A 23,096-nucleotide genomic window follows, 5' to 3' on the forward strand; every position below is an offset into this window, starting at 1 on the left:
TGATCTCAACAGCGCTGCCGGGTCCAGCCGGGGCTCGTACGAAACATTACTGATGACTCCGCTATCCACTCAACCGCCAGCAGTCCCGGTGGTCCAATATCGATGGTGCGTATGGGTATGTCGCGCGTAACGTTTCGGGAATGAACCAGGAGCTGGTGTTCGCGCCGCCCGGCATCCGAAGCTGGCACCGCTGGGCTCACTCGAACCACAGGTCGACGCTTACCTGCGCCGGGACATTGACGAGATACGGCTAGCCCGTGACTGGATCAACAGCTGGTATGCGGCGTTCCCAGACCGCGGCGGTGCCCTACTCGCCAGGCTGCGTAACACTGACGACATCACGCATCAGTCGGCAATCGATGAACTTTACGTGCACTCAATGCTCAGCCAGCGCTACCGCGTGGCCTATGAGGAAACCTGCGCCACCATGCCCACCGACTTCCGACTCTGCACAAGCGGCGAATTCGTAGGGTCGGACTCGGTGGCCAGCCTGTTCAGGCCAGCAGGCTTTTCCAGTGACCTGCAGGACCGCCCATTCGTGGTCGTCGTGTCCAATCACGACCTAACTTGCGATATCGACGACGTCTGGTAACCGTCTACGGCAACGCAGGATTCTTTACCTCCCGCACCGGCAACCGTAGCAACAACACCCGGGTGTCAGCGGTCTACGTCCTGCACCGGTGGGCGCCGTGGAAACCGGAGCCGTGCTGGATCTTTGAGCTGCCGAACCCAAACGCGCAATATCCCTTGCACGACAGCCTGTTTCCGGGCGGTACCCACCTGAAGCTGCCCAGTGCCCGCGCCAGCCGTGGCGGCAGCTAAACGTCAAGTCCCATGCGGCACCCGCGTCAGCTATCGCTGTGGGCGGTGATCCCGGCGCGCCTCTGCGAAGATTTCTGCCAGCCGCACCCGCTGCTGCTTGCTGAGCGGTGGCGCCTCAGCCACGAGCCGGGCGATCGCCTCCTCAATCCGCACGATTGCAAAGTGAGCCCGGGCTGAGGCGGTCGGGTGGGCCCGCTGCTCTACGATCCGTCTGCCGGCCCAGAGCGTCTGCCCTGTTGCCGGGACCGTAAGTCGGTTCATTGCCACCCGGCCCGGCCGTGACTCCGCGTTGTTGTGTCAGAACGTAATCATTGAGTGACCCCGGCTCCGCCCAATCTGTACATTCCTTCGCTTCGATCATCCCCACTGTGGGATATCTGCATGCCGTTGTGGGAGTCACTTTTCTCGACCGCACTCGGTGGTTTGATTGCCACCTTCGCTGCGGTCGTCTCGACTCAGCTTCAGCACAGGGAAGCCCGAGGTGTCCGGACGGAGCAGTGCGGCACGGAAGATCGGTTCCGGCTGTTCAAAGAGATGGGTTCGCCAGCCGCTTCTCCGGTACCGGATGAGGCGCGCGGCCTAAGTGACCGATCACGGCCAGGGCTATGGCTGGTCACAGTGGGCCAAAATCTTCATCAACGAGCTGTCCAAGCCCGGCAACCGGGGCCGCGCTGTCGGTAGTCGTGAAGATCGACATCCCTTTAGGTCAATAAGCGGTGAACAGGGACATGGCCAAGGAAGGGAGCTGGATGGAAACGGTGACGGATGTCGACGACGCTGAGGTGCTCGCGCGATCGCGCGCCGATCCTGAGCGTTTCGCTGTGTTGTTCGAACGTTACTTCACGCCGTTGCACATGTACGTGGCGCGGCGCCTCGGGGGAGCAGCGAGCGACGATGTGGCAGCCGAGACTTTTCTCATCGCGTTCCGCGAGCGGAACCGGTTTGACCCGGCGCGTGGCTCGGTGCGTGCGTGGCTGTACGGGATCGCGACCAATCAGATCCGGGGACACCATCGCGCGGAGGAGCGCGGCTACCGCGCGCATGCCCGCGCTGCGGCTGAGCCCGTCTATACCAGCGATGAGGAACGGGCCGATTCCCGGATCCTCGCGGGAGCGGCCCGCGACGCGCTCGTGGCAGCCCTCGCTGACCTCTCGCCAGGCGACCGCGACGCGCTGCTCCTCATCGTGTGGGGCGAACTTTCCCACGACGAAACCGCTGCGGCACTTGGCATCCCCGTCGGCACGGTCGGTTCCCGGATGCACCGGGCGCGGCGCCGGCTGCGGGCCGCACTAAACGACTTCGACCCCACCAACCAAAGGTGACTGATCATCATGGATGAACTCGAACTGCTCGCCGGAGCGCGACCGGCCGCCCCACCCTCACCGGAGATGATCGCGCGGTCCCGGGCGGCCCTGATTCAGCTGGCCGCGGCCCAGGCAACCGAAACCACCCGGCCCGCCCGGACTCGGTGGACATTGCGCCTGCGCGCGCCGATCCTCGTGCCAGCCTTGGCAACCGTGCTGGTCGTCATCACCGTGGTGGCGCTCAGCCTGAACAGTGGCGCGCCGAACCAAGTTACTTCACCATCGGTACCTTCGTCGAAGGCCCGCACCTGGGACAGCACGAACGCTCCCCAGCTGCTACTTGTCGCCGCCGAGCAGGCGCAACAGCAGCAGGCCCCCGGGGCACGCACCTATTGGGTGTCCACTGTGGAGCTCGGATCGCTGTTTCCTGTTGGCCCCAACGACAACCGCTATGCCATCATGACCCGCCGTACGCAGTCGAGCTGGAAGCCACTCGTGCCGGGCAAGGACTACGTCCTCGTGTCCCGGTGGGCGGGTGCTGAGCCAGCGTCCGATAAGGACAAAGCCGCCTGGCGTGCCGCCGGCTCGCCGGCGAGTTGGCCGGCCGGCGATTGTGACCCGAGCCGGGTTTACACCGCTGCGCCGGGCGGGCCCGAAACCGGCGTGCGCATCTCACTGGACAGCCCGCCTTCCGCGAGCGGGCCAAACGGCAGCGTGCAGGTCAGGCCGAGCTCCCGGCCGCCGTACTTCCCGTTGTTCACGGTCGTCGGCGAAAACCTGACCGCAGAACAGATCCGCGCCTTGCCATCAGACCCGGACGCGTTGCGGGCATGGCTGCTCGGCATCATCGAAAAGCAGAATCTGCCACGAGGTAACCCCGTGGAAACCGGCGAGTCCCTGTTCGACGCGGTACTGACCCTGGTTCTCGGAACACCTGTCACCCCAGCTGTTCGCGCCGCCGCGTTCCGGGTGCTTGCGGGGGTGCCGGGAATCCGTTCGCTGGGCACGGTGACCGATGCGAAAGGACGCTCAGGCGTCGCTGTTTCTGTCGACCGCAATGACACCGTCGAGGAGCAGAGGGCGGACTCCGGCGGCCCCATGGAGGTAAGCCTGCTGTTCGATCCGGACACCGGCGCGGTTCTGGGCCGTCAGGACCGGGCGCTGCGCCCGGCCGATTACATGAGCTGGGTGCCGGCGGGATCCGTTGTGGCGTATGAGCTTGTCGAGAGTGTCCGGTGGACCGACGACGAGCCGCCGGCGATGCCGCTTTCTCCCGGCTGGGTGGCGAGGCCGGCATGCTAGGGCTTCGGCGCCTGTGGGCGTGCACGATGGTTGCTGTGGTCGCGGCGGGCTCGCTGGCGGCCAGTGTCACCCCGGTGGGGGCTGCCGTGCCGGCTGGCGATCCGCTCGCGCGGTGGGTCACTCTCGTCACGGGTGACCGGGTTCTGGTCCAGCCATCCGGTACTGGCCTGCGGGTGGTCACCGTTGAGCCGGGCAAAGGCCGCCTTGCCATGGGATTCAAGCACCGTACCCGCCACGGCCATCATTACGTTGTTCCGGCCGACGCCGAGGCGTTGCTGGCCGCGAAACTGGTCGATCAGCGGCTGTTCGACGTGTCGTTGCTCCTGGACTACGGCTACGACGACCGCAGCCGCAATACGTTGCCATTGCTGGTTTCTGGCGCCGCCACCGGGCTGAGGGCCGGGCGGGCGCTGCCAAGCATCGACGGCGCCGCGGTCATGCTGGAAAAGCGTGACGCGACAAGATTTTGGTCCGCCATTCGCCCGGCCGCAACCGCAGGCGCCCTCACCGGCGGGGTGACCCGGGTCTGGCTCGATGGCAAGGTCACCGCCCAACTCGACCGCACCGTGCCGCAAATCGGCGCCCCGGCCGCATGGCAGGCGGGGCACACCGGCGCGGGCGTCACGGTCGCGGTGCTCGATACCGGTATCGACACCACGCATCCCGATCTGGCCGGCGCTGTCGTTGGCGAGCGGGACTTCACGGGCAGTACCTCCGGCACCCGCGATCTGGTTGGCCACGGCACCCATGTCGCGGGCATCGTCACCGGCGACGGAGCCGCATCCGGCGGCAAATACAAAGGCGTGGCACCGGAAGCGACGCTGCTCAACGCCAAGGTCCTCGACGACCGCGGCTTCGGCTACGAGTCGTGGCTAATCGCCGGTATGGAGTGGGCCGCCGCGCAGGGAGCGCGGATCGTGTCCATGAGCCTTGGCGCGTTCGCCACGAGCGGCGACGACCCGATAGCCGCCACCGTCGACCGGCTCACCCGGCAGACGGGCGCGCTTTTCGTTGTCGCGGCGGGCAACAGCGGGCCCGGTGAGGGCAGTATCAACAGCCCGGGTACCGCCGAGCTGGCCCTGACCGTCGGGGCGGTGGACCGCCATGACGCGCCGGCCAGCTTTTCAAGCCGTGGGCCGAGCCGCGAACGCGCGGGGATTAAGCCTGACGTCATGGCGCCCGGAGTCGGCGTCGTTTCCGCGCTGGCACCCGGATCGCAGATCGCAACCCAGCTTCCCGTGGTCGACGGGCACTACGTGGCGCTGTCGGGTACCTCGATGGCCACGCCACACGTGTCCGGCGCGGCGGCGCTGCTGGCCGGGCAGCATCCAGGCTGGCGGGCCGAGCAGCTCAAAGGTGTCCTGATGGCAAGCGCCACCGCGACCGACGGGGTCAGCGTCCACACTCAGGGCGCCGGGCGCATCGATGTGGGCCGGGCTGTACAGCAGCCGCTTTTCACCACACCGTCCAGTGTGGACGCCGGTATCGCGCAGTGGCCGCACGGCGACGACCAGCCGATCAACACCACCCTGACCTACCACAACGACGGGGACACACCGGTCACCGTGGCGTTGTCACCACGGATGCGCGGTCCAGCAGGCGACGCGCCCGCAGGCATGTTCACGGTGACACCAGCCGAACTCGTGGTACCCGCACACGGCACGGCGACGGCACGGCTGACCGCGGACACCCAAGTGGACGCACCGGACGGCCTCTACGAGGGCGCGATCGTTGGTACGGCTGGCGAAACGGCGATACATACCCCCGTAACACTGACCCGGGAGGTGGAAAGCTACGACGTGAGGGTCACCGGGTTCGGCCCGTCCGGCGGCAAACCCTACGAGCTGGGCGCCACCTTCAAAAACGTCGACACCGGCTACTACCACGCGATCGTGGCCGACGGCGCCCCAACGATCCGGGTACCTAAAGGCACCTACTTCGTGATCGCACATGTCAGCACACCAGCCGGGAATGACCAGTTCTCCCACGCGCTGGCAGCCGAACCTGCCTACGTCGTGAACGGGCCCCGCACCCTGGTGGTCGACGCGCGTAAGGCCAAACAGATCGGGTTCCGGCTGGACCGGCCAGACGCCAAACTCGCTGGGGCGTGCCTGATCGGGTTCTTCCGTACCGTCGCCGGGCAAGTCGACAGCGACGAGACGATCGGGTCACCGGAGCGGCTCACGGTCATTCCGTCGAGCACATCGGCGCCGGCCGGCCAGTTCACCTATCAGCAGATCGCCTCGGCAGGCCGCTCCGACGGCAACGGTGGCTTTACCGGCTCCCCGTACGCCTACCAGCTGAGCTGGACACACGGTGGCAGCGTCCCGGCCAGTCTGACACCGCGCATACGCGACAGCGAACTGGCCCGCATCACCCACCGCATCGCCAAGAGCGGACCGGACCAGCAGGCATGGCTCAACTCGGTCGGACCGCTCGCGGTGCCCGGCACTATCACCCAGCTCGTCACTGCAGGCCTGAACACGCAAGCCGCGGTGGGGCTATGGCACGGCGGCCAGGGACCAGCCGACAGCGACCCAGACATCGGCTACTACTCCGCCCCCGTCACCTACCGGCGCGGCGAGACACAGCGACGGTGGAACGCTGCCGTGTTCGCCCCGACGCTGATTGACCACTCTGAGTTCGTGCCCTATCTGGCCAGATCCGGAACCTGGCTGTATGCCGGGGTACCGCTGTTCGGCAGCGGCCCAGGTGGCCAGGCAGGCGTAAGCGTGACCGACACGATGCGGCTGGCGCTCTACAAGGACGGCACACTCATCGGCGAGTCGCCGTACCAGGCTGATTGGTTCCCCGTCCCGGACGATCCCGGCGCATACCGTGTGGAGGCCACCGCCACGCGCACCGTGTCGTCGCTGTCGACCCGGCTGTCGGCGGCATGGACCTTCACCTCGTCCAAAGTGGACAATGAGGTCCTGCCCTTGCTGGCCATCGGTTTCCGGCCGGCCCTCGATGAACACAACCTGGCACCAGCGGGACGGCTGATGACGTTCCCGGTGTCGGTCAGCCAGGCACCCGGTGCCGACGCCGGCCAGGTGACCACGCTGACCGTCGACGTCTCCTTCGACGACGGCCAAACCTGGTATCCAGCAAAGGTTACCGGCAGCGGGACGGACCGCAGGGTCACCGTCGCGCACCCAACGGGCGCGAAGTTCGTCTCACTACGGGCGACAGCGTCCACCGACCGTGGCATTACCGCGAGGCTGGAGATTGTGCGGGCCTACGGTCTACGCTGATCGCTCATCGGGCGGTCCAGCCGGTGCCCGGCACCGGCTGGACACTCGCTGTGTCAACCGCAGCCTGGCGGTGTGTAAACTGCAGCACCCAGGCGGAAACCTGCCCCGGCAGCCGAAACCCCGCCTGCGGACCCCGGAGGAGATCGTGTGCTTGGCTGCGGCCAATCCTTATGCGGCGCGATGCCGCGAAAGGTGATGCACATGCCTGGTAGCGGCCGCCCCGAAGCCGGACGCGCAACGTAAGCGGCGCAACGTGATAGGCGCGATGAGCGAGCTGCTGACCGAGCGAGGCAAGGATCGCATCCCGGCTGTAGCCGCCGGAGGATTGCTGATGGCTTCGGGCCGGGTGGTGACTGCTAGAAGCCTCACCGAAATAAGTGCAGCGGCAGGACTTCCAAGAAGATGCAACGGATAAGTCCTCCTGATCGGTTCAGCCGGCCGAGATGTCGGTGTCTCCCTGGGTATGTGAATTCTGTTGTCGCAGCGCCTGCTACATCGGTGCGACCTTCAACAGTGGCAGAGCATACGAGTACAACAACCCGCGCGACCTGTGGACAGCAACGTTCAGTCTGATGTCATCTACCCCGGACCTTCAACGAGCATTCGGCTGCTAACACTGCAACGCACGACTAATCGCGCCGGATGCCCCAAATTCTCGTGGGGCTGAAGAACTACGAGGCCGGGGGTGGAGTGTTGGGCGGGAGTTGGAGGCGGGCGACGAGTTCAGTGTCTTCGGTTTCGCCGGTTTCGGTGAAGCCCAGGGCGGCGTAGCAGCGGCGGGCGGCTTCGTTGGCCGGCTCGTAGGAAAGGGCGAAGCTGGTGAAGCCATGCTCGGCGGCTAGCATCGCGACGGTGGCGCGTACGGCTTCGCGGCCGATGCCTTTGCCCTGGCTGGCCGCGTCGATGATGATGCCGCCCAGCCAGGCCGACCCGTCGGCCGGGTCGGCCGCCCACATGAGGAAGCCGGTGACGTTACTGTTCAGCAAGACCGCGAGCGGCTGCCAGCCCACTTCGCTGTAGTGGCAAAGTGCTAGGTAGTAGGTGGGTTCGGCGACCCACTCGCGCTGGTGCGGGGCGACGGTCAGCCCGGCGACGGCACGCCAGTTGCCGCCATCGACTGGTACCAAGGTGAGCGTGGTCATGCCAAGATCGTGCCATGCGGGTCTCGTTTGACGCGAAATGTGGAAGCGAGACGGCAGATGCTCCGAAAGCTGGATTCAGTCCCGGACAAGATGACCTGGAACGATAGCCGTGTGCTTCCAAACTGATTGCGTGGGTTCGATTCCCGTCGCCCGCTCCGAAAGTTATCGCAGGCCAGCCTGCCGATCGCTCGACTACGGCAGCGGTACGAGGGCGACGAACGCGTCTTCCTTGCGGCCGTATTTTTCCTGGGACAGCCGATTGAGTTCAGCCTCCAAAGTGGACTCGCCTGGCACCACCTCGGCCCGCAAAACTTGGCCGCCCGCCTGCACGGTGGATTCGCCGCCTCGGGCGAGGTCTGCGATCAGACGGCCATCGGCCAAGTAGCTGGTGCTGTCGAGAATGACGAAGCGTGGCCGGTACGTCTTGGCGCCCACCGTGACCGGCATTAGCTGATAATCGGCGAACGACGAACTGACCTGCCACAGCTCGTCGAACTGTCTGGCCGCAAAACCGCCCAGCCCGGACTCCATGGAGATCTCCAGCTGGATGGTGTCGCCGGACAGTCCGCCGATTGGCAGGAACGCGATGAGGCCCTGGTCGTCCCACTGGTAGAGGGTCACCGCCGGCGACTCGTCATAGAGCCTGACCTCAAGGCCTTCAAGACCTCTTTGCTGCTGGTACTGGTTGAGGCGCAACAGGTTCGCCCGGATCTCTTTCGCGACGTCCCAGCGGCCCCGCAATTCTTCGGTGCGCTGCCCAGCCGCCGGGGAGTCCGGATGCATGAGCAGGATCTGCACCTGCCCCTTGGCACGGATCAGCGCATCCACGGCCTTGAAGAAGTCGCTGTCGAAGGGTGGCCCGAAGATGCGTGAGAACGTGTGCAGGATCTTTGCCCGCTTCCGCGCACCGAAAAGCCGGTCGTTGAACCAGTCGTAGTTCATCCGCCGATGCTCGACGACCTGTCCACGTTGGGCACGGCGCAGCATTGGGGTCAAAGCGAAGAGGATCAGAAACGAGCCGATCAGTTCCGATCCGAGATTTAGCGCGAGGTTCTGCGAATAGTCGGATGAGGTGGCCGCGTAGGACAACGCCAGTGCCGTTGGCACCCCGAATATCACCACCACTAGCAGCGACCGTAGGCCAAACGCCCGGGAGAGCCTGGCCCACCAGACCCTGAACGATTTTCGCATCAATGTGGATGATAGAGACTGCGCGCACTCTCGTCACTAGACAATGGTTTTCAGCCCATCAGTCATCGCCCATGCTGACGGTGAGTTCGGCCTGCATCCAATGCGGGCAGCGCTGGGTGCGGCGGTAGAGCAGGAAAATCGCTCAGGTTCGCCGCACGCACCATCGCGACCGTCAGGATGACCACAGTCTGCCCACCCCGGTCCAGGTACATCGGCGGACGTCGAGGCGACGAGCAGCGTCGTCACGACCGCTGAGAGGACGACCGCGACCAGGTTATTGATGAGGAAGTAGATCCGCCGTACCTGCGACGCGGATCTGCATCGGACAGACGTGCCAGAAATCAGGCATCCTGTTAAACCCGGACAGTCATATTGGTCGTAGTCTCGGGTGGCTACACATAGAGGGGCCTTCCGTTGCGTACGTGAGCCGAATGACCCACACGAAACGCCTGAACGACGTTCCACAGGATTGGAAGCGTGCGCCGGGGCTCCCCGCGAGCCATCACCCAGGCTTTATGAGGCAAGCACTGTCGTCTTCGGACAATGAACGGAGAGAGCCGAATCTCGGCCCATAGATTGCCAGGCCATGTCCTGTTGTATGAGTGGTCTTCAAGACCACTAGGGCGCTCCCAGCCGCCGCAGGGGGCCGGTACCGGGTGGCGACTTTTAGACGGAGCACGCCCGCGCGGAACTTCCCGCGCGGGCGTGTCCTTTCGCTACGGTCTTATGCCGACCGTGGCCTGGTCCGTCGGATGATTAATGGGTCACCGATCAGGATTTGCGTGTCCGGCGCAGGACGATGAGCATGGCGCCGCCCAGGATGACGAGGATGGTCCCTGCGGTTAGCAGACTGGGCAGGAGCCGGCTACCTGTTGTAGGCAATTCTGCCGCTCCTTGACCAGGGCCACCGGTCGGGCTTCCCGTGCCTCCTGTTGGGCTGCCGGTCGGGCTTCCTGTTGGCGAACCTGTGGGGCTGCCGGTCGGGGAACCTGTGGGACTGCCCGTTGGACTGCCAGTTGGGCTTCCTGTTGGCGAACCGGTGGGACTGCCAGTTGGGCTTCCTGTTGGGCTGCCGGTCGGGGAACCAGTTGGGCTTCCTGTTGGCGAACCTGTGGGGCTGCCGGTCGGGGAACCTGTGGGACTGCCCGTTGGACTGCCAGTTGGGCTTCCTGTCGGCGAACCGGTGGGACTGCCTGTTGGGCTACCGGTCGGGGAACCTGTTGGGCTCGCGGTAGGTGATGGTGCGATGCATATCGGTTCGGTGATGGTGTTGGTGTCCAGTGTGACGGCTTCGGTTTGTGCCAGGGCGCGGCCTTGCAGGGTGGCGCCGGTCGAATGCACGGGCCGGACGACAACGATCGGCCCACCGGCGACGGTGTGACGGCGTTGGTCGGGTATGAGTTCGTTGCCGTCGCGGATGTCGCAGCCGACAGCGTTCACCACGTCCATCCCATGTTGGTGGTCAAGCCCGAACACCGCTACCTCTGGGCTGCCGAGCGAATGCCACAAGCCAACGGAGTAGGCCCACCCTGGCGTCGTATCGCTGAAAATTCCAATCACATTCCAGCCGTATTCGGCAATGCACTGGGCGGTTCGCTCATCGCGGCTCGCCCAGGAACCACCTTCGACCGGCCCGCGGCAAACCATGCAGTGGCAGGATCCGCGCGTGGCACGACCTTGAGCAGCGCATCGCGGCGATACCGGTCGGTGTCGTGCTTGCCATCCAAGGCAATGGGAAAGTTCGGCTGCGGCCACCGGGATGGAGCAACCGCTAAGCGGATTGCACGCGACGTCAAGGCTGCGCTTCTGGGATCGGCCCACGTGACGTCGGTCAGCAGCTGCGGCTCCAGGTTTGTAGTGCTTGCCGACCGGTTTGGCTTTCCGCTGGGCTCGGCAAGACCGTTGCATGCTCAGCTGGCCGCGCCAAGCGAGATCGCCGGGCCGGTGCACGCTAGTCGTTTGACGGATGCCGTCGATGAGAAGGTTAAGAAGTATGCCGGACTTGCTGGCCGCTGTCAGGTGCCGTTAGTCGCAGCCGTTGGTGCGCACCGGTTTACCGGTGTGGGCCGTCATGAGGTCGACAATCTGCTTGCAGGCGAACCAACGATCAGCTTCCAGTTAACGTGGGAGATCAGTGCATCGGCACGCATACCGTGAATCTTGGCCTGCCGCACCATTGGCACATGCCCCGACAGCTTTCGGGCCTGCTCTGGCTTCACCACCAGCCGCCCTTCGCCGCGACGGCGAGACCGAACACCGCGGCGGTCATGCCAATGCCTGCTGCACTAGCGTCGTTGACAGATACCGCGGACTAGCCTCGCTCATCGTTTCTGCTGGCCGTGTGTCCTAATTGGAATGGGATTGCCTAGCCCTGATCCCCGGTGATCAGGCCGATCCAAACGAACCATTTTTTGGAGCGTCGGCCGAGCGCGCTGCCGTTGATTTGCTCATCGGTCATGCGGGCTGACTGGACGTGCAGCCCGTCCCGCGAACGTGACGTTCCCTTGGTCTGTGATGAGGTAAAACTCGATGACCTCGAAGTCGGCGACTTCTATCACGGCCCAATAGAGGTCGAATTCTGAGTAAGACGGCCCGCACCCCTGGTCGACAGCGCCGAAGCTAACGAGCCGAACGTTCGCTGAAGTGAGACGGCTGGCTGCGTCGTGAAGCGCCAGTAACGCTGCTGCACCGCTCGATAAGCTGATGATTCCTCGCTTGGTGCTCTGAAGCTTTGTCCAGATCCGTTTTGTCAGGGCTGCCGCGCCAACCAGGAAGGCTATTGCGCCGCCCGCATCTGCTACCACGCCGAGGATCTCCAGCCCGACAGCTACGCCGGATGCCCCCCGGCCCGCCGGAACCGGGCAGAAATGGGCGCCATCTTGATGTATCTCCTGTACGACTTCGGCGATATCGGGATCTATCCAGGAGGAATCTGGCGGCGTACCGCCATCTAGGGCGTCAAGTTCTTCCATCCGGTCCACATGGACGGGGAGAACAAAAATTGCGGCATCGGTGAAGCGCCCATGTTTCGTCCAGTAGCCTTCGGCCTTTGGTACGACCATTGTTTGCCCGTCCTTTCCTTCGGCGTCCCATCACCGGCCTCAAGTGCGAGAGATCCATCGCCGTACAGACCTGCTGCTACATTGGAGAGCGTACCGTGATGGTCAGAGTTCAGTCTGTCTAATTCGGACTAAGTGGAACACCATCACCTGGGATGCAAGACCGTGCCTGGCAAAGTCAACGCGATGCGGTTGCCCGCAGTAGCTAGTGTCTTCGTCGTGGCGAGTCATTTCTTCATCTCTTACGCCCACGTTGACCATGAGGTGACGGAGCTTGTCGCCCAACGGATTGAGGGCGCAGGGGTCCGAGTCTGGTTCGACCAGCGGATTGATGTCGGCGCCAATTGGGAACGTATGATCGAGGCCGCTATAGAGGCAAAGTTTCGGTATGGCTGTGCTGATGTCCCCGGCGGCTGAGACGTCGCAATGGTTGCCTGCGTTGGCAGGCGAATCCGGATGATATGAGCAGTAAGGACTTTCCTCCGGTACGAACTGCTGTCAGCAGTTCGTACAGAATCTGAGCTTTCGATGTCTGAGGGCTGCGGACTGCAGAGCCAGGACACGGTATTGCCAGACGTCTTGCAGATAGGCAAGCGGACGGCCAGCGAAAAGGAGTGGAAACACTGGCCGGGCGAGGAGCACGGCCCTGTCACACTCTCGTCGAACCGGTTAAGGAACTGCTCCCTTGGCTGCCACGTGCCAGCGGCCAGGACTGGCTCGTATTGAAGGTCCATGCTGCGGGCGCCAAGTCGCTACCGCGGTGGACGACGCCGGTTGCGACATGACGCCTCCCCAAAGTCCCGGCTGCCGCATCGTCCAAGCCCACGACCTTGCCTAAGAGCGGAGGGGCCAAAGTGGACAACGTGGATCATCTTGCTCCTGGGCTCGTGTCGATGGCGCTCGTACCAGCGCTGGCTGGCCTCCATAACCGATGGCGGCGCACGAGATACCAGCAGCGGCAACCTGGCCTCAAAGGTGGGCTTGTCCTTAAGGGCAGACCTTTCTGTCCGGGCTGCGAATGCAGGGCATTCCTTTCGGGCCTCAGACGGTCCGTGGTCCGTGCTCGGTATTGGACAGATGGCTGTATCCGTCTCTGGTGCAAATGGGGAAAGGTAGGTCATGTGCCGGGACTACATCTGCTGAGGCCCGTGCCGCTGAAGGGTTCGCTGTTGCCTACTTCGCTGGCAGGTGGGTGATGGGGGGCTTGAGGCGTCATGGAGTGAAGGTTGGATCGGTTTTCGATCTTCTTGGTGATGCCGAGAATGATCTGACTGCGGCGCTGGGGTTCACGCTGAATCGCTGCCCGGCGTTGCTTTCTGCCTTCCTGATGCGTGCGTGCCCAGCTGTAGCCAGTCCGGATCGGTCTGACGTGGGTGTCGCATTGGAGGTCCGCGGGCCACAGGGACGGACCGATCTAGAGGTTTCGTGGCCAGGGAACCTAATAGTGGTAGAGGCCAAACGTGCCTGGCTGTTGCCAACGGTTGGGCAGCTGGGCAAATATGCCGGGCGGGTGCGGGCGTGGGGCGGTGGGGCTTTGGTTACGTTGTCTCAGGCGAGCCAGGCGTTGGCACAGGTGCAGCTTCCATCGCAGGTCGACGGGGTTCCGGTGGTCCACCTGGCTTGGCGTGATGTGCTGGCGGACATTGACGCCGTTAAAGCGGAATCGCTTGGCACACAACACCAATGGCTCAGGGAATTCCGCACCTATCTCAGGAGGGTGATCAGAATCAAGTCTGTGGCAGATAGCTGGACCTACTGCGTCTCTGTGAGCAGTGACCGGCCGGGTGACGGAGGCTCCCGGACATTCCGCCAGTTCGTCACCGAGGAAAAGATCTACTTCCATCCGTACGGCACCAGCGGCTGGCCGGCCGATCCACCCAACTTTCTGGCGTTTCGCTGGGGTTCAGCTGTCCGCGCGATTCACCGAGTCATGCACGCCGATGTTATCGGCAGCCTCAGCGATCGATGGCCAGACATCCCTGTGACCGCTGACACGGCAAGGCCACACGCGATATACCGTCTGGGTCCACAGCTGCCCCCGCACGAGCCAATACCAAACGGTGCCCAGTACCGGGCTAGCCGCCTGTGGGTCCTGCTCGATCAGCTCCTGGTGTCATCCACCCTCGCAGAAGCAGTCGCAAGCACCAAAAGCCTTTACCCATAAGCGTGTAGAGACCACCATTGTCTCAGAAGCAGCTGTGTGCTGCCTTGCCGCATGAAGGTCACGCTAGGTGAGCCAGGGTTAGCGCGAAGTATCTTCAAGCCAGCCGCCATCGAGCCCGTTACAGCTCTACGTATTTGCATGCGGTGACTCGTTTCGTTCTTCCCCAAAGTTCGTGGTGCTGAAATGGAACGGATCCGCTTGGTGGCTATACGGCGGGAGCAACAGCGGCAGGCCAGGCGACATAGCACGCAAAGAGACCGATGCTTGCAAGCCACCACAGCCCGCAGAACTCGTGCAATTCCTCGGCTGCCAGACCAGCTAGTATTCCAACAGCAATTCCTGCAGGCCTGCGCCAGCGGCCCCTGGGCAGCGATGGCGCAGGCCTGGGTCCTAGTGGGTTGCGATGTATATGGACGCGATAGCCAGCGTTCCGGCTAAGAACCAGATCAGGTTTGTTTTGAGTCTGGACCACCATGTCTGCTCGGTCTGGATGATGCGGCTAGCCAGTTCGAGCTGAAAACCGAGATGCATCGAGATCGCTTCCAGATTGCTGACCAGGCCGGTGTTCTGATCGTTCGCTAGTAGGCGCCCGGTTGCCGCAAGTGAGGCCTCTAACCTGCGTGCGGCGCTTTCGGCATTGTCCGCAGCGTGGCTAAGGGAGTATGTTGTCTCGCCGAACAAGGAAACTTGCTTCTCGATCTGCGCGGCCGAAGCTGACAGCGAGGCCGCGACCTCGTCGTTGATGCCCTCGGCTGCATGGCTCAACATCCGCGCCACGTCTTCGTTGATGTTCCGTCCTGCGAACAGCAGTGATCGTGCGACGTCCTCGTTGATGCTCCAGGCAACGCGTTCTAGGGCATGAAGCTCGTCGCGGGAGATGACACCTTTTTCAAGCAGGTGGCCGAGTTTGGAGGCCAGTTCGGGTGTCTGGCTGGAAACCTTTTTCAGCAGCGCCTTGGTTTCTTTGTCGAGCGCGTGGATCGGGCCGTGGTTGTTTCCGGCGATGAAAACGCCGGGGCCGTGGTTGTGCTGCTGCCTGGGGCCGGGTTCGCTGTCGTCGCCGGCGATTTGGGTGAGGGTCATCAGGCCCCCTGGCTGGACGGGACGGTGATCGGGCCATAGTTGTTACCGCCTACGAAGGTTCCGGAGCCATTGTTGGTCTGCGATCCGATGTGAAGGTTTGACGCTGCCGGCTGGCGGGCCATCTCTTCGATGAAGGGACGGGCGTTTGGGCTGGTGTGCAGCAACCTGGTCAGCAGCATCACCCACCTGACCTGGACGTCGCGATCGGACCGCAGTTGTGCACGCAGCGCCGCGAGGTCGTCCTGAAGCGCCTGAAGTGGCATGTCCGAGCCGCTGCCGAAGGCCTTGCCGATCCACTGCCTTAGTGAATCCACGTGCCCGCTGACCAAATTCGCGGCAATGTTGCCCGCCGCACCGGTGATGATCGCTGTCGTCATTTCATCCAACATCTACAGGGGTGCCTTTCTTTGTTGCCGCATCAGCAGGCGGATCGCTGCGATGACGGAGCCTGAGTAGATCGCCGCTGACGGTAGAAGCCGGGTGCGACACGGGGGACAGTTAAATCCCTCGATAGGGTGACGCCATACTCGAAAGGTACTCACGTTGTCGGTAAGGCGACAGGTGAGTTCACCGCTGCCAGCGCGCTGCGCCAAGTCCGCCAGGTACAAGTTCACGGCGTTCCGTTACGACAAACGATGGCCGCAATCCCCAGCCATCCACCATCAGCTACGGATTAACCAAACCCGCGCTGGCTGAGGTTTGACCCGGCGAGTGGACACACCCAAACTTGGATCTGTTGGTCCAGGAAGGGAATGTCCAGGTGGGACGTCCGTCGAGGTATTCCGACGAGTTCAGGCAAGACGCCGTGGCGTTGTACCGCGCCTCGGATCGCAGTAGTGTCAAGGTGATCGCTGACCGGATCGGCGTGAATCACGAGACGCTGCGTCAGTGGATTAAGGCCGCTGATGAGGCTGACTCGCTGACCGGCCCGAACGCTGGCCTCAGTGGTGATGAACGCTCCGAGCTGCAGCGCCTGCGTAAAGCAGAGCGTGAGTGGCAGCTGGAGCGCGAGATTTTGCGTAAGGCAGCCCAGTTTTTCGCCAGGGAGATGAAGTAGACGCCTGCCGCTGGGCCTTCATCTCTAAGCACCGCAAGGCTTTCGGTGTGCAGCGGCTATGCCAGGTACTCGGGGTACACCGGTCAGCGTATTACAAGTGGCTGGCCGGAACTGCTGTGCGGCAGCAGAAAGCAGCCGCTGACGCCGAGGTGGTGGCTGTGATCCGCGCTGAACATGCCGCCTCTGGTGGCACGTATGGAGTGCCTAGGATCCATGCCGGGCCGCGCAGCCAGGGCCGGGCGATCAACCGCAAACGGGTTGCCCGGCTGATGCGCCGACATGGCATCGCTGGCCTGCATCTGCGGCGGCGTATGCGGACCACGATCGCCGACCGGAGGGCCGCACCAGCACTGACCTGCTGGGCCGGGACTTCACCGCCAGCAGGCCCAACGCCAAGTGGTGTGGCGACATCACCTATCTGCGGGTGGGCAGGTCATGGATGTTCCTGGCCACCGTGATCGACCTGTACTCACGCCGACTGATCGGCTATTCGATGGCTGATCACGTGCGCGCCGATCTGGTCGTCGCCGCATTGCGCCACGCGGTCGCCGCCCGCGGCGGTGACGTCGAGGGTGTCATTTTCCATGCGGACCACGGGTCGCAACATACCTCGGAGAAATTCGCGAAAGCCTGTGCCGCGTATGGGATCCGCCGCTCGATGGGAGCGGTCGGGTCAAGCACCGACAACGCGGTCGCCGAGAGCTGGTTCGCCGCCCTGAAACGGGAATTGCCCCACGGCCCCAGATGGGCTACCTCGCAGCGCGCCCGCCTGGACGTGTTCGCCTGGATTGCCTTCTACAACAACGAAAGACGGCACTCAACCCTGGGTTACCTCAGCCCAGCCGCATACGAAAACCACCGTCCATCAACCACTATGCTGGCGCTAGCCGCATGAAACCGTGTGTCCACTCCGCGGGGTAAACCTCAGTGCATATATGAACGCCTAATTCGAACAAACCCGATCGCATTGCCGCCTCGGGTGACTCCCAAAAATCCCATTCTCTGGCCGCCCCTAAGGAATAGGTCGTTCAGTTTCTAGATGGGGCAGCGCCTCTAGCGCGTCCTCCCATCGATCCTGGGAAATCACTTCTGGTTGAAAGTCTGACTTCATAGCAACGTCTCGGCCAAACGCTCCGGGCGCATCTGTGATCGTTTCCTAGCTAGTAGGTTTGAGAGCTGCTCCGGGCTCAGGTTGGGAACTGCGGCCGACGAAACGAAGTGGCACTCCGGGTCATATGCCCACCAATCAACGCGATCGTCCTCTGCGTTCAGGGTCACCAGGAGCTCAGAATGGTTTGCACTCGGCTCTATAGGGTTACGCAACAGGGTTGCACGATGCCTATTCGCCAGCGCTACATAATATTTGAGGGACCGTATCGGATCACCGGTCACACGGTCGTACTCCTTGTGAGCAGCCATTTGGTCGAGTATTGGGGGTGAGGTCATCGGGCCACCGAGAACCCGTGCGAGGGCCGGAAATCGCTCTTTTGCTGGTGCCGTGCTCGCCAAGTTTCTTAGATACTTGTTCAGGCGTCTGGTGGCAGTCAAAGCCGCCTCAGCCTCTGAGTAGGTTGCCCTGCGACCACCTGCTATGCGGTTACGCTTGTCAGCGACAAGGCGCCTCCAATCTTGCATCGGGCCCGGCTGTTCGAGTTCGAGCTTCCAATTTGCGGCGAACTCGGTGTAATGCTCTTGGAGCCGCCGATGGATGCTTGTCCGCCAACGTTCCCCTGCGTCCATCCAAGATATGCGTTCCCACCAACAAATATGGAGCAGAATTAAGGTCAGCATGTTTTCGCACGCCTGCCCGGAAAGCAGAACGCTCGTCGATGGGTTGTCATCTACATATAGGCTTCGAGAGGCGTCACCGACAAAACTCACGGCTGCCGCCATCTCTTCGGCGTTTTGCATCGCTCCTATAGCAAAGAACAGGTCTTCGATCTCCGCAGCTCCGAACTCTCTGTGCCGTCGCCCGTCTTCAGCATCTCTCTCCTTTATGCCTTCGAGGACCGCAAGGCGCGGATCGAAGGTCCGCATCCGGGCTACTGGCCGCGCCTCAACGAGGGCGTCGTGGAGATCGAAAATATCTATCCCGAACGAATATTGTTCCCGGAACAAAGCAGAAGGCAGAGGGTCCACGGGGATGGGGAAGGCGAACGATCCCGCACGCCCGGTCATATTCGCGACGTCGACCGCAGCCATTGCTGTTTTGTCGGTTGATACCTGAATACAGCGAGTACAGCCAATGGTCACAGACCAGCGGGCAGAAATTTCAAGGTAGGCAGTCGGCCACGTGCTCTTTGGGCCGGCTTTTCTTGCCCAGGTCCGTCTGCGCCGACGTGACGGTGCCGACCGTCCACCCCACAGGGCTAGAGCAAGGTCTTCGGTCTCCTTGCTTGCAACGAGACCGGGATGAATCGTTCTGGCTGTGACTATCCGAGTGCGCATGGTTCCGGGATAGAGCGGCTGGGGGAGCCTCTCCGAGCGCGCGATCGGAACCACTGCTTCTAAACCGACAATTTGGGGATACTCGAATCGGGTATCGCGGCGCGCATCGATTTCGTAGATAGCGTCGAGTGCCAGCGGCACCGGCTCTTGAAGCCTCAAGAGCCCGTGTACGATCACATAACCGTCCGCAGGCTCGAACTTCGCATGCGTGTGTTCCTCAAAGCGCTCTGCGGCAGGCGCTACTTTGTCCGGCGACTTCATATTTCTCCCGGCATTGCTACGTCCAGTCTCCGCCTCGATAAGCGCCGCCGCAGCTATATCGACTCACTCCACGTTCTGCGCGATTCCCGAGTCGCCTGACCGTTAGTCCCGAGCGGGCTCGTTGAGAAACTCCGCACCGCCGGGTTCACCACGTTCAGGTCCTCGGCGTCGAGTGCCCCATCGGTCATGGGCACGCCTCGACCCGGACCTTGAGCAGAAAGCCGTCGAAATCGCACGAGCGTCCGAAACCCTTCAAGATTCTGTGCTGACCATTCTTTCGCTGGGCAAACAATGACTCGGGCGCAGCCGCCGGGCAGATTGGCCAGGGCGGACCGACCTAAGGGTTTGGTTAGCTCCCGCTGTCGATCGCGGCGTGCGAAGATACCGAGCGGGGCGGTAGGCATACCCAACGGTTTTGCCCCGGAGTGACACCATTAATATCCAAACGGTCCTGTGATGTCAGGTCCCACAGTTGTTGCCGAAAATGGATGTCCGGGTATGTTCTTGGAATTACCTGCGGACACCAGTACGAATAGGAGGGTCCGGCGTGTCGGCCAACCGGTGGACCAGCATTGAGCTCTTCACTGGCGGCGGCGGCCTCGCCCTTGGAATGTCGGAAGCGGGTTTCGAGCATCTGCTAGCGGTCGAGAACCATCCAAGAGCTTGTGCGTCACTTCTGCTTAACAAGGCTGTCCCGGCTGACGCCGGCCATCTCCCATTGGGTCGCTGGCCGCTCAAGGCATGTGGGATCCAGGAGGTCGACTTCAGCCACTGGCACGGGGAGGTGGACGTCATCGCGGGCGGGGTGCCATGTCAGCCTTGGAGTATCGGTGGTTCATCCAAGCGTGACGCCGCTACTGACTTCGACAGGATGTCGGAGAAGATCGGCGACGAACGGAATCTTTGGCCGGAGCTGTTTAAGGTTATACAGAAAACCCGGCCGAAGGCGGTCATTGCCGAGAATGTTGCTGGCCTGATGCGTCCATCCTTCGCACCGTATTTCGAGTACATCCTCCGCGAGCTGCGCGCACCGTTCGAAAAGCGCGTATCGGGCGAGGAATGGTATGACCATGACAAGCGTTTGCAAGACGCGCTTCGCAGAAAAAACAGCGATCCAACGGAACGGTATGTGGTCAAAGCGGTTTTACTCAACGCCGCTGATTACGGCGTCCCGCAATACCGGAAGCGTGTATTCGTTGTCGCCTACCGGGCAGACCTCGGATTAGAGGAATGGGCCGCTCCGGACCCAACACACAGTGAGGCCGCGCTTCTCCACGATCAGGCGACTGGTGCCTACTGGGAACGCCACAATATCAAACGTCGCCGAGGATTCGGTATCGAGGCCGCGATTGAGGACCAGCGACAGCCATGGTTCACCGTCCGAGACGCTATCAGCGGATATTCCAACGGCGGTAAGCCGTTGCCTGAGCCCAAACTAAACCGCGAAGAAACACCGGGCTTCCTTCACCATGTTGGCTGGCCAGGCGCCCGTGTTTACCGCGGTCATCAGCCCAGTGACCCTGACCGTCCATCAAAGACAGTGAAAGCCGGAGTGCACGGCGTCGCTGGCGGAGAAGGTGCGATTAAGTTTCCTGGCAAACCGGTGCGTTACTTGACGGTGCGTGAGGTCGCCCGGCTAATGACCTTCCCGGACGACTGGCGCTTGGATGGCAGCCGTGGCCCGCAGATGCGACAGCTCGGCAATGCGGTCCCTGTGCGTCTCGCCGAAGCAGTTGCGAAATCGGTGGCTGATGACCTGGCGAAGGCTGCCGGTACCGCAGCGGAGGTGAGCCTTTTGTCTGAGACTAAAGGCAAGACACGAAGCCGTAAGAAGTAGGCTGTGAACGCGATCCGGCCGGAGGCATCGTCTGTTGCGGTCCGGAATGTTATGCGGGCCAACAAAGGCAGAGATACTCGGCCGGAGCTCAGGCTACGGCGTGCCGTGCACGCCTTGGGGTTGCGGTACAGAGTCGGCATCCGTCCAATCTCGACAATCCGACGTACAGCAGACTTGGTCTTCGCCCGGTCGCAAGTCGCGGTGTTCCTCGACGGGTGTTTCTGGCACGGATGCGCGGAGCACCATCGGCCTGCACGGGTCAATGCGCAATTCTGGGCGGAAAAGCTTGCCCAGACACGTCTGCGCGATGCCGCTACAGATGAACGGCTCAGGGAGACGGGCTGGCACGTCATCCGTATCTGGGAGCACGAGAACCTCGAAGACGCCGCGTTGCGGGTGCGGGAAGCCGTCCTCGCCAGGCGTCCCGCATCACGGCAACCTATGAGTTGAGTGCGAAGTAGCCCGCCGGCCCAAAAAGCGCGTCACGGCCAAGGTAGTTGTTGAAATGGCCGCACACAGGCTCTCCCAGATGTGTGCATGCTACGCATGCCCCTCCGTTGCGTTCGCAGGCCGGGTCCAGCGGGCACCGGTGCTCCGCGTTAACCACCGCGTGAAGAAACGTGTGGAGGTCATTTTCGAAGACCGCCTGAAGCCCTCCGAGCACGAAATCGCCCCGAGCTGCCGCAAACACGAAGAAGACACCATGCGTCGGTAGCAAGTATTCCCCGAGGCTCTCCCTGTCGACCCCGGCGAAAACGGATAGCTGCCGGATCACCCTGTGCGCGTATGAGTGAATAAGTGTTAGTAGATCGACCCCAGGATTCACGATTGACGGATCGTCAAAACGGTTCGGCAGGCTGATGTTAGCGGCCAGGGCCGCACGGGCCGCCTTCTTATCAGCCGTCTCCGGGATGGCGTGGCCGCGGGCCCGCATCCACCGTCCGACCCGGAGCGGGTCGAGCCGGAACATTAGCGCTTCTGATTGCTGAGGATCAGCGAAGACACGCCGTCCCTTCTTGCTGGAGAAGAGGTTGAGGTTGACCTGTCCGGGCGTTGACCCGCCGCGGGTGAAGCCGTAAACGGCACGCATGACAGGGAAACGGTCAGCGAGCTCGACAGTGTCAAGCCCTGCTCGGGCGACAGCCGCTGGGTAGTCGTCGCGATAGGTGCGCCGGATCTGTTCTGGGACTCCGTGCCTGTCAAGTTCAGCGATACGTGACCGGCCTTCGAATGTAGCCACCGCGATGTCGACAGCGGCACGCTCGGCCTCGTGGATCCGCTCGACAGGAGCGGTTGCCATTAAGCCCAGATCGTCCTCGCCGGCAAGCTGGCCGGCGCCGGACGCGACGCTTGCCATCTGCTCGGCAATTGACCTTTCGATCCCGGTGGCCACCAATTGGTCCACAAGAGATCCAGCTGTATGCATACGCCCACTGGGATGCCGTTCGGCCATTCCCCCGAGCACCCATGTCAACGCCCGCCTGGGACCACCGGACTCCGTGATCTCGGCCAGCTTCTTGCTGGTGCCGGGATTGATCAGGACAAAGCTCTGCGGCGTATAGACGCTGGTAGAACGGTGCACGTTGTACGCCATGAACTCGCTTTCGCGGCCATCCCACTTGCGCCCGCACGGACATCGGCGGAACCCGAACCCTTGGCGCAAAAGCTTTGAGCACACCGGACAGATGAAGCGGATTTTGCTCGCGTCGATAGTCGGCTGAAAGTCCATCCGTACTTGGTCATGCTGCTGGCACCGCGGAACCAATGGCTGTTCAAGGCGACCACATTCGTGATAGCCAACGAAATGCACTTGTTCCCAGCGTTTCTGGCCACAACGGCAGTCGCGGTCGTCGCGGTTCTCGACGCGCCGGCAATTCGATGAGCGGCAGACGAACACGTTTGGAAAGCGCTCAACTTTGACACCGCGACCGCCGTTGATCTCCACCACTTCGAGATCTACCGCGTTCAACGTCGCGATCGCACTCCGGTCCTTGTTCCAGCCGTATATCTCCTCTTCCAAACGCCGCCGGATCGCGGTCTCATCGACATCTACCTTCTTGGGGTCGCGCCAGTCGACCGTCTTCCAGATACGGCCTTGCAAGTCAGCTGTTTGCTCGGGCAAGAATCCGAAGAGGACCTGTGTGCCACTGCGCTTATCCTTCATTCTTGGCT

At 62.6% G+C, this 23,096-nt stretch carries 19 protein-coding genes and 3 pseudogenes; 12 read left to right on the forward strand and 10 right to left on the reverse strand.

The window, feature by feature from the left end; genetic code table 11:
- The first annotated feature begins 567 nt into the window (after nt 1-567).
- On the forward strand, nt 568-822 hold the full coding sequence (locus A3E1_RS46875) for a hypothetical protein (protein ID WP_157631277.1): 255 nt from the start codon (nt 568-570) through the stop codon (nt 820-822).
- A gap of 30 nt (nt 823-852) precedes the next feature.
- On the opposite strand, the gene A3E1_RS48775 is transcribed toward A3E1_RS46875, so the two are convergent.
- Nucleotides 853-975: a hypothetical protein gene (locus A3E1_RS48775; protein WP_281167356.1), complete on the reverse strand. Its 123-nt coding sequence runs from the start codon at nt 973-975 to the stop codon at nt 853-855.
- 596 nt (nt 976-1,571) lie between these two features.
- On the opposite strand from A3E1_RS48775, the gene A3E1_RS0103395 reads away from it, so the two are divergent.
- From A3E1_RS0103395 to A3E1_RS0103405, 3 genes are read left to right on the forward strand one after another with little or no spacing between them, the layout of a single operon-like run.
- Nucleotides 1,572-2,144: an RNA polymerase sigma factor gene (locus A3E1_RS0103395; RefSeq protein ID WP_157631278.1), complete on the forward strand. Its 573-nt coding sequence runs from the start codon at nt 1,572-1,574 to the stop codon at nt 2,142-2,144.
- A 9-nt stretch (nt 2,145-2,153) separates the two neighbouring features.
- The gene (locus tag A3E1_RS0103400; protein WP_020519335.1) at nt 2,154-3,428 is read left to right on the forward strand and encodes a CU044_5270 family protein; all 1,275 of its coding nucleotides are present in this window, start codon (nt 2,154-2,156) and stop codon (nt 3,426-3,428) included.
- Complete coding sequence (locus tag A3E1_RS0103405) at nt 3,362-6,682, forward strand: S8 family peptidase (RefSeq protein WP_020519336.1); 3,321 nt, start codon at nt 3,362-3,364, stop codon at nt 6,680-6,682. The genes A3E1_RS0103400 and A3E1_RS0103405 overlap by 67 nt, the downstream gene beginning before the upstream one ends.
- A 671-nt stretch (nt 6,683-7,353) precedes the next feature.
- Here the strand turns inward: A3E1_RS0103405 and A3E1_RS0103410 are convergent.
- The 4 genes and pseudogenes from A3E1_RS0103410 to A3E1_RS49035 all read right to left on the reverse strand — a co-directional run.
- A complete protein-coding gene (locus A3E1_RS0103410) occupies nt 7,354-7,824 on the reverse strand; it encodes a GNAT family N-acetyltransferase (protein ID WP_020519337.1) in 471 nt (156 codons plus the stop codon).
- 192 nt (nt 7,825-8,016) lie between these two features.
- The gene (locus A3E1_RS0103415) at nt 8,017-9,015 is read right to left on the reverse strand and encodes a hypothetical protein (protein WP_157631279.1); all 999 of its coding nucleotides are present in this window, start codon (nt 9,013-9,015) and stop codon (nt 8,017-8,019) included.
- Nucleotides 9,016-9,786: 771 nt separating this feature from the next.
- A complete protein-coding gene (locus A3E1_RS48240; protein ID WP_245571071.1) occupies nt 9,787-9,897 on the reverse strand; it encodes an LPXTG cell wall anchor domain-containing protein in 111 nt (36 codons plus the stop codon).
- A 462-nt stretch (nt 9,898-10,359) separates the two neighbouring features.
- A pseudogene (locus A3E1_RS49035) lies at nt 10,360-10,923 on the reverse strand (DUF4262 domain-containing protein); the annotation flags it as partial.
- On the opposite strand from A3E1_RS49035, the gene A3E1_RS47655 reads away from it, so the two are divergent.
- Nucleotides 10,837-11,172 (forward strand): hypothetical protein, encoded by a 336-nt coding sequence (locus tag A3E1_RS47655; protein WP_169454361.1) that lies wholly within the window; start codon nt 10,837-10,839, stop codon nt 11,170-11,172. The pseudogene A3E1_RS49035 and the gene A3E1_RS47655 overlap by 87 nt on opposite strands.
- A 290-nt stretch (nt 11,173-11,462) precedes the next feature.
- On the opposite strand, the gene A3E1_RS0103435 is transcribed toward A3E1_RS47655, so the two are convergent.
- On the reverse strand, nt 11,463-12,077 hold the full coding sequence (locus A3E1_RS0103435) for a hypothetical protein (protein ID WP_020519342.1): 615 nt from the start codon (nt 12,075-12,077) through the stop codon (nt 11,463-11,465).
- Between the two features lie 183 nt (nt 12,078-12,260).
- Between A3E1_RS0103435 and A3E1_RS49040 the strand changes: the two genes are divergently transcribed.
- Both A3E1_RS49040 and A3E1_RS0103445 read left to right on the forward strand, forming a co-directional pair.
- Nucleotides 12,261-12,491 (forward strand): toll/interleukin-1 receptor domain-containing protein, encoded by a 231-nt coding sequence (locus tag A3E1_RS49040; protein WP_026208043.1) that lies wholly within the window; start codon nt 12,261-12,263, stop codon nt 12,489-12,491.
- Nucleotides 12,492-13,518: 1,027 nt separating this feature from the next.
- A complete protein-coding gene (locus tag A3E1_RS0103445; protein ID WP_211215845.1) occupies nt 13,519-14,238 on the forward strand; it encodes a hypothetical protein in 720 nt (239 codons plus the stop codon).
- A 390-nt stretch (nt 14,239-14,628) separates the two neighbouring features.
- Here the strand turns inward: A3E1_RS0103445 and A3E1_RS0103450 are convergent, their stop codons facing one another.
- Both A3E1_RS0103450 and A3E1_RS0103455 read right to left on the reverse strand, forming a co-directional pair.
- Nucleotides 14,629-15,321: a hypothetical protein gene (locus A3E1_RS0103450; RefSeq protein ID WP_020519345.1), complete on the reverse strand. Its 693-nt coding sequence runs from the start codon at nt 15,319-15,321 to the stop codon at nt 14,629-14,631.
- On the reverse strand, nt 15,321-15,698 hold the full coding sequence (locus A3E1_RS0103455; protein ID WP_157631281.1) for a hypothetical protein: 378 nt from the start codon (nt 15,696-15,698) through the stop codon (nt 15,321-15,323). The genes A3E1_RS0103450 and A3E1_RS0103455 overlap by 1 nt, the downstream gene beginning before the upstream one ends.
- A 383-nt stretch (nt 15,699-16,081) precedes the next feature.
- Here A3E1_RS0103455 and A3E1_RS49045 point away from each other — a divergent pair, with 383 nt between their 5' ends.
- The 3 genes and pseudogenes from A3E1_RS49045 to A3E1_RS49055 form a co-directional block, all read left to right on the forward strand.
- The gene (locus A3E1_RS49045) at nt 16,082-16,378 is read left to right on the forward strand and encodes a transposase (protein ID WP_026208045.1); all 297 of its coding nucleotides are present in this window, start codon (nt 16,082-16,084) and stop codon (nt 16,376-16,378) included.
- Between the two features lie 152 nt (nt 16,379-16,530).
- A pseudogene (locus A3E1_RS49050) lies at nt 16,531-16,677 on the forward strand (IS3 family transposase); the annotation flags it as partial.
- Between the two features lie 32 nt (nt 16,678-16,709).
- Nucleotides 16,710-17,273: pseudogene (locus A3E1_RS49055) on the forward strand (IS3 family transposase); the annotation flags it as partial.
- A 212-nt stretch (nt 17,274-17,485) separates the two neighbouring features.
- Here the strand turns inward: A3E1_RS49055 and A3E1_RS0103470 are convergent.
- Nucleotides 17,486-19,087, reverse strand: coding sequence for a hypothetical protein (locus tag A3E1_RS0103470; protein ID WP_020519349.1), 1,602 nt, complete (start codon nt 19,085-19,087; stop codon nt 17,486-17,488).
- 547 nt (nt 19,088-19,634) lie between these two features.
- Here A3E1_RS0103470 and A3E1_RS0103475 point away from each other — a divergent pair.
- Both A3E1_RS0103475 and A3E1_RS0103480 read left to right on the forward strand, forming a co-directional pair.
- Complete coding sequence (locus A3E1_RS0103475; RefSeq protein ID WP_020519350.1) at nt 19,635-20,924, forward strand: DNA cytosine methyltransferase; 1,290 nt, start codon at nt 19,635-19,637, stop codon at nt 20,922-20,924.
- 51 nt (nt 20,925-20,975) lie between these two features.
- Nucleotides 20,976-21,374 (forward strand): very short patch repair endonuclease, encoded by a 399-nt coding sequence (locus A3E1_RS0103480; protein ID WP_026208046.1) that lies wholly within the window; start codon nt 20,976-20,978, stop codon nt 21,372-21,374.
- On the opposite strand, the gene A3E1_RS0103485 is transcribed toward A3E1_RS0103480, so the two are convergent.
- Complete coding sequence (locus A3E1_RS0103485) at nt 21,364-23,088, reverse strand: hypothetical protein (protein WP_020519352.1); 1,725 nt, start codon at nt 23,086-23,088, stop codon at nt 21,364-21,366. The genes A3E1_RS0103480 and A3E1_RS0103485 overlap by 11 nt on opposite strands.
- Between the last annotated feature and the right edge of the window lie 8 nt (nt 23,089-23,096).

The organism is Catelliglobosispora koreensis DSM 44566, from assembly GCF_000379685.1.
Taxonomy (GTDB): Bacteria; Actinomycetota; Actinomycetes; order Mycobacteriales; family Micromonosporaceae; genus Catelliglobosispora; species Catelliglobosispora koreensis.